At 39.1% G+C, this 6,862-nt stretch carries 6 protein-coding genes; all 6 read left to right on the top strand.

Annotation, left to right across the window (positions count from 1 at the left end; genetic code table 11):
- Positions 1-213: 213 nt before the first annotated feature.
- The 6 genes from hpf (at position 214) to CD122_RS05260 (ending at position 6,760) form a co-directional block, all read left to right on the top strand.
- Positions 214-774 (top strand): ribosome hibernation-promoting factor, HPF/YfiA family, encoded by a 561-nt coding sequence (hpf, locus tag CD122_RS05285; RefSeq protein ID WP_103357953.1) that lies wholly within the window; start codon positions 214-216, stop codon positions 772-774.
- Between the two features lie 341 nt (positions 775-1,115).
- Positions 1,116-3,641 (top strand): preprotein translocase subunit SecA, encoded by a 2,526-nt coding sequence (gene secA, locus CD122_RS05280; RefSeq protein ID WP_103357952.1) that lies wholly within the window; start codon positions 1,116-1,118, stop codon positions 3,639-3,641.
- Positions 3,642-3,661: 20 nt separating this feature from the next.
- A protein-coding gene (gene prfB / locus CD122_RS05275; RefSeq protein ID WP_103357951.1) for a peptide chain release factor 2 occupies positions 3,662-4,784 on the top strand; the annotation gives its coding sequence in 2 pieces (ribosomal slippage) (positions 3,662-3,733 and positions 3,735-4,784; 1,122 coding nt in all).
- A gap of 187 nt (positions 4,785-4,971) precedes the next feature.
- On the top strand, positions 4,972-5,775 hold the full coding sequence (locus tag CD122_RS05270; protein ID WP_169926466.1) for a CHAP domain-containing protein: 804 nt from the start codon (positions 4,972-4,974) through the stop codon (positions 5,773-5,775).
- Positions 5,776-5,873: 98 nt separating this feature from the next.
- The gene (locus CD122_RS05265; RefSeq protein ID WP_103357949.1) at positions 5,874-6,515 is read left to right on the top strand and encodes a YfbR-like 5'-deoxynucleotidase; all 642 of its coding nucleotides are present in this window, start codon (positions 5,874-5,876) and stop codon (positions 6,513-6,515) included.
- Between the two features lie 5 nt (positions 6,516-6,520).
- The gene (locus tag CD122_RS05260; protein ID WP_103357955.1) at positions 6,521-6,760 is read left to right on the top strand and encodes a CsbA family protein; all 240 of its coding nucleotides are present in this window, start codon (positions 6,521-6,523) and stop codon (positions 6,758-6,760) included.
- Positions 6,761-6,862 lie beyond the last annotated feature (102 nt).

The following is a 6,862-nucleotide window of genomic DNA, read 5'->3' as shown; positions in this document are numbered from 1 at the left end:
GATTAAAGTTGATAATGAAATAAACCTCGAAAACAAAAGTATCTTACTTGTAGATGATATTTACACAACGGGCAAAACAGCGCATAATACCGCCATAAAGCTATTTCATGCAAAAGTCAGAAAATTAGATATGTTAACGTTTGCACGATAGCGTAAACGTGTTAAAATATAAGTAAGAAATATAATAAAAAGAGGTTGAAAGGAGCGAGCACTATGATTAACTTTGAAATTCATGGGGACAACCTCACAATCACAGATGCTATGAGAAATTATATCGAGGAGAAAATCGGTAAATTAGAACGCTACTTCACAAACGTACCGAATGCAACAGCGCACGTAAAAGTGAAAACATATCAAAATTCTGGTACAAAAATTGAAGTAACAATACCGCTTAAAAACGTAACTCTCCGCGCAGAAGAGCGTCATGATGATTTGTATGCTGGTATTGATTTGATTAACAACAAATTAGAGCGTCAAGTACGCAAATATAAAACACGCGTGAATCGTAAACATCGTGATCGTGGTAGTGAAGAGGACATCTTTGTTGATGCACAACCAACACAACCAGATTTAGATGAAGAAACAACAGAATCAGATATCGAAATTATTCGTTCTAAAACATTCCATTTAAAACCAATGGATCCAGAAGAAGCAGTGTTACAAATGAACCTATTAGGTCACGACTTCTTTGTATTTAATGATCGTGATACAGACGGTACAAGCATTGTATATCGTCGTAAAAACGGTAAGTATGGTTTAATTGAAACTGAATAATCGCAACACCATTATAAATAAAGTTAGGGTGCATGAAACATACGCGCCCTAGCTTTTTATATTTAACGATCTACTTTGTAACATTCCACATATGGAGCTGCGATACAAGAGCTGGAACACAGCAAACTTGTGCGCTGGGAAACTAATAAACGGTGTCCCAACCTGACCTCGCATTTTTTACATTTTCTTTCCTTTTCTTGAGATACCCCTATTTATGTTGTTCAACACTATATCATGCTATAATTGTACATTGAAAGAGTATATCGGTATAAAAGTATACTTAATAATGTTATGATGAGTCGTTGTAAGCGACAGAGTTTTAAGCTAAAGGAGCGAACGAAATGGGTATTTTATCCAAATTGGTTGACGGTAACAAAAGAGAAGTTAAACGTCTTAGCAAAATTGCGGATAAAGTCATTGCTTTAGAAGATGACATGGCAATTTTAACGGACGATGAAATTAAACAAAAAACGAAAACATTCCAAGAAGAATTACAACAAATAGATGACATCAAAAAACAAAATAACAAATTAGACGAAATTTTACCTGAAGCATTTGCGCTTGTACGTGAAGCGGCTAAACGTGTATTCAATATGACACCATATAAAGTACAGATTATGGGTGGTATTGCGATCCATAATGGTGATATTGCGGAGATGAGAACAGGGGAAGGTAAAACTTTAACTGCGACAATGCCGACATATTTGAACGCTTTAACAGGTCGTGGTGTGCACGTTATCACGGTCAATGAATACTTATCTTCTGTACAAAGTGAAGAAATGAAAGAACTGTACAATTTCTTAGGTTTGACAGTAGGATTGAACTTGAACAGTTTAAATACGGCGGGTAAACGAGATGCCTATGCGCAAGATATTACGTACTGTACGAACAACGAACTCGGATTCGACTACTTGCGCGATAACATGGTGAACTATAAAGAAGACCGTGTTATGCGTCCACTGAACTTTGCGATTATCGATGAGGTTGACTCAATTTTAATCGACGAAGCACGTACGCCATTGATTATTTCTGGAGAGGCTGAAAAATCGACATCTTTATATACGCAAGCAAACGTTTTTGCGAAGATGTTAAAATCAGATGAAGACTATAACTATGATGTCCAAACGAGAAACATTCAATTAACGGAACAAGGGATTGATAAGGCTGAGCGTATGTTCAAAATCGATAACTTGTACGATTTGAAATACGTGGACATTATTCACCATATTAACCTTGCATTGCGTGCGAATTACACAATGCAACGTGACGTAGATTACATGGTATCAGAAGGCGAAATTTTAATTGTTGACCAGTTTACAGGTCGTACAATGCCTGGACGTCGTTTCTCTGAAGGGTTACACCAAGCGATTGAAGCAAAAGAAGGCGTAAAAATTCAAAACGAATCTAAAACAATGGCGTCTATTACGTTCCAAAACTACTTCAGAATGTACCGCAAGTTAGCGGGTATGACAGGTACAGCGAAGACGGAAGAAGAAGAATTCCGTAATATCTACAACATGACTGTGACGCAAATTCCAACGAACCGTCCAGTGCAACGTGTGGACCGTAGCGACTTAATTTACATTAGCCAAAAAGGTAAATTTGAAGCGGTTGTTGAAGAAGTTATTGAAAAGCATCGTAAAGGACAACCTGTGTTGTTAGGTACTGTTGCGGTTGAAACATCAGAGCACATTTCTGAACTATTGAAAAAACGTGGCATTCGTCATAGCGTTTTAAACGCAAAAAACCATGAAAAAGAGGCGGAAATTGTTTCTGGTGCTGGTCAAAAAGGTGCCGTAACTATCGCGACAAACATGGCAGGTCGTGGTACGGACATTAAACTTGGCGAAGGTGTTGAAGACCTTGGTGGTTTAGCAGTTATCGGAACAGAGCGTCATGAATCACGTCGTATTGATGATCAGCTACGTGGTCGTTCTGGTCGTCAAGGTGACAAAGGTGACAGTCGTTTCTACCTTTCACTTGAAGATGACTTGATGGTGCGCTTTGCATCGGAACGTATTCAAACATTGATGAATCGTCTTGGTATGGATGATTCAACGCCAATCGAATCTAAAATGGTAACGCGTGCGGTTGAATCGGCACAAAAACGTGTGGAAGGTAACAACTTTGATGCGCGTAAACGTATTTTAGAGTATGATGAAGTGCTTAGAAAACAACGTGAAATCATGTATGAAGAACGTAATAAAATTATCGATGAGCCAGAAAGTTCAGCGCTTGTCATTGCGATGATTAAAACAGCGTTAGATCGCACGGTTTCATACTTTGTTAATGAAGATGAAGATAATCCGGATTACGAACCATTGATTCACTATGTGGAAGATGTGTTCTTACACGAAGGCGATCTTAAAGTGTCTGATTTGAAAGGTAAAGATCGTGAAGACATTTACGAGTTCATTTGGAATAAAGTTGAACAAGGTTATGAAAAACAAAAAGCATTATTAGGCGAACAAATGCCGGAATTTGAACGTATGATCTTATTACGTACGATTGATACGCATTGGACATCACATATCGATACAATGGATCAATTACGTCAAGGTATTCACTTACGTTCTTATGGTCAACAAAACCCATTGCGTGACTATCAAAATGAAGGGCATCAACTCTTTGATAGTATGATGCAAAGCATTGAAGAAGAAGTCAGCAAGTTTATTTTGAAATCAATCGTGTCAGTAGATGACGATGTACAACGTGAAAAAATGAAAGAATTAGAAGGTCAACATCTTTCAGCGAACGACGGTAAAGAAAAAGTCAAAAAACCAGTCGTGAAAAAAGATGAAGTTGGACGTAATGACCCATGTCCATGTGGCAGCGGTAAAAAATACAAAAACTGTCACGGTAAATAGGTTTAAAGGAGCGGTAGTGGATGGAACTATCTGAAATCAAGCGTAATATTGATGAATATGCATCAAAGCTAGAACAACTTAGGGGGTCTCTTTGACTTAGAAAACAAAGAGACGAATATTCAAGAATACGAAGAAATGATGGCGGAACCTACATTTTGGGATGATCAACAACGCGCACAAGAAGTGATTGATCAAAATAATGCGTTGAAAGCAATTGTGACAACTTATTATGATATTGCGTCAGATATTGAAGAAATGGATGCGACACATGAGCTGTTACAAGAAGAATTTGACGAAGATATCAAAGCAGATCTTGAAGAAACAGTCACTGGCTATGCGCCTAAGTTAGATCGCTTTGAGTTACAACTGTTGTTGAATGGTGAACATGACGCGAACAATGCGATTTTAGAGTTACATCCAGGTGCAGGTGGTACGGAATCACAAGACTGGACGAATATGTTGTTGCGTATGTACCAACGCTTTTGTGAGCAACAAGGCTTCAAAGTCGAAGTTGCGGACTATCAAGCAGGCGACGAAGCAGGTGTCAAAAGCGTCACGCTCGTCATTAAAGGGCATAACGCATACGGCTATTTGAAAGCGGAAAAAGGTGTGCACCGTCTTGTACGTATTTCGCCGTTTGATTCGTCAGGCCGTCGTCATACATCTTTTGCATCATGTGATGTGATTCCAGAGTTCAACAATGAGAAGATTGAAATTGAAGTGAATCCAGACGACATCACAGTTGATACATTTCGTGCGTCAGGTGCGGGTGGTCAGCACATTAACAAAACGGAGTCTGCCATCCGTATTACCCACCATCCAACCGGCATTGTAGTCAACAACCAAAATGAACGTTCACAGATTAAAAACCGTGAAGCGGCGATGAAAATGTTGAAAGCGAAGTTATATCAACTTGAGCTAGAACAGAAAGCCCAAGAACTTGCGGCGATTCGTGGTGAACAAAAAGACATCGGTTGGGGCAGCCAAATTCGCTCGTATGTCTTCCATCCATATTCAATGGTAAAAGACCATCGTACGAACGTTGAAACAGGTAACGTGAATGCTGTCATGGACGGCGATATTGGTATGTTTATTGACGCATACTTGCGCAGTCAAATGAACGATACAACTGAAACAATGTAGAACCAGAAGAAACTATCAGCATAAAGTCGGGTATTGGCTTTATGTTGGTAGTTTTTTGTATGTGATTTCTACACAGTTTCTCAATTTTCATAGGGTTATTTCATTTATGTCACAATTTGATTGAGTGGTCTTATTTGAGTGGGTGACGTGCTATACTAGGTGCATGATTTTGTAAGGAGTTGAAATGATGCCACTAGGTTTCTCACTAATCGCCCACGCCGTTATGACGACCACTTTAATGTCTCCACTAGCCACTGCTGTCCAATACATTCAACTGGATGAGGATACAACCATTTATCAGCTGGCCCAACAATTTGCGACGACTACGCAACAGATTCAAAAACTCAATCATCTCAAGACCATGCCGACTACATTGAAAGCCCGACAAACATTGAAACTCCCCGCTGATCACATTTTAATAAAGCCTGCCCATCAATCCTTACCTGATTTTCTCACACAACATAATCTCTCCATTGAAATGATTCGACAGTTTAATCCATATCTCACACAAGGTGAACACCAACAATACATTGCTGTTTCTAATAAGGGAATGGCACATCTTGCACCGCCATTATTATCACAACTATTACCACCGCCTCCAATACAAATAACCGCATCCGAACACTTACAACAAGAACAACCACCTCGTAAACAAGTGATCTCAAAACCACAACAAAGCACTGCATATACACCTGGACAATGTACTGCATACGCATATGAACAACGCGTCAAGCGTCATTTACCTATCCCAACAGACTGGGGAGATGCCAAATATTGGGCAGCACGTGCACAACAAGCAGGTTATACAGTATCTAACCAACCACGTGTGAACGCCATTCTCGTATCACAAGCAGGTGCACATGGTCACGTTGCGATTGTCGAAGCGTGTGAGCCGAACGCTATTCGTGTATCAGAGATGAACTACCAAGGAGTGGGTGTTGTAAGCAGTCGTGTAATCAATAACCCGAGCGCTTACCAATATATTTATTAACCATTCATGGCTCTTTACCAATTCTACGTGCTTGAAAGCGAAAAAGTGTGTTATAGTATCATAAACTATATAGATGCGTATGAAGGAGGACATAGAAAATGGGTGTTCACCAATATTTCAAAAGACTATCAGATTTAGAAAAATTGATTCGTTTACCCGGCAAGTTTAAATATTTTGAGCACAATGTCGCCGCACACTCTTTCAAAGTAACAAAGATTGCACAATACCTCGGCACAGTTGAAGAATATCATGGTAAAGAAGTTGACTGGAAGAGTTTGTATGAAAAAGCGCTCAATCATGACTTTGCAGAAGTGTTTACTGGCGATATTAAGACGCCGGTGAAGTATGCAAGCAGTGAGCTGAAAAAGCTCTTTTCTCAGGTAGAAGAAGAGATGGTCGATACGTTTATCTCTGAAGAAATTCCTGAACATTACCAAGATATTTATCGCCAGCGACTACAAGAAGGAAAAGATGATTCATTAGAAGGACAAATTCTTTCCGTAGCTGACAAAATTGATTTATTATACGAAACATTTGGCGAAATTCAAAAACGTAATCCAGAGCCGCTCTTTTTTGAAATTTATGAGATGAGTCTTGAAACAATTATGCAGTTTGATCATTTACACGCTGTACAAGACTTTATAGAAAATATTATTCCAGAGATGTTGACTGAAAAATTCATCCCGCGTGCAGAATTACGTGAAACAACGATGCATATATTAAATAATAGAAAGCAGTGATCGAAGTGATATGGTATGCTTTAGCAGCCTTTTTCCCGTGCGTGTTAGTGGTCGTACTAAGCGCCATCACACGCAATAAATGGATTGGTACGTGCGTGACACTCGTCGTAATTGGTGCTTCGATTTATAAAGGATTTTTCCACAACGAATGGATTATTTTTATAGATGTTGTGTCAATTTTGGCGGGCTATATTATTGTCGATACATTGCAAACGTATTATGATGATTTCAAAGAACACGAGTGAGCCGTGTTGCTGATACCGTTTAAGACTTAGATATCCTAAGTTTTGAGCGGTTTTTTTATTTGCGATGATTTCACAATAAAGCTGTCGTTTGACACAATAGGA

It is taken from the genome of Staphylococcus rostri (genome assembly GCF_002902145.1).
In the GTDB taxonomy this organism is placed as follows: domain Bacteria; phylum Bacillota; class Bacilli; order Staphylococcales; family Staphylococcaceae; genus Staphylococcus; species Staphylococcus rostri.
This window is presented reverse-complemented; position numbering and strand designations above follow the sequence as displayed.

Coding starts and splice junctions, on each gene's coding strand:
- CD122_RS05270 (WP_169926466.1), top strand. CDS start 4,972: ATGCCACTAGGTTTCTCACTAATCGCCCACGCCGTTATGACGACCACT.
- CD122_RS05265 (WP_103357949.1), top strand. CDS start 5,874: ATGGGTGTTCACCAATATTTCAAAAGACTATCAGATTTAGAAAAATTG.
- hpf (WP_103357953.1), top strand. CDS start 214: ATGATTAACTTTGAAATTCATGGGGACAACCTCACAATCACAGATGCT.
- secA (WP_103357952.1), top strand. CDS start 1,116: ATGGGTATTTTATCCAAATTGGTTGACGGTAACAAAAGAGAAGTTAAA.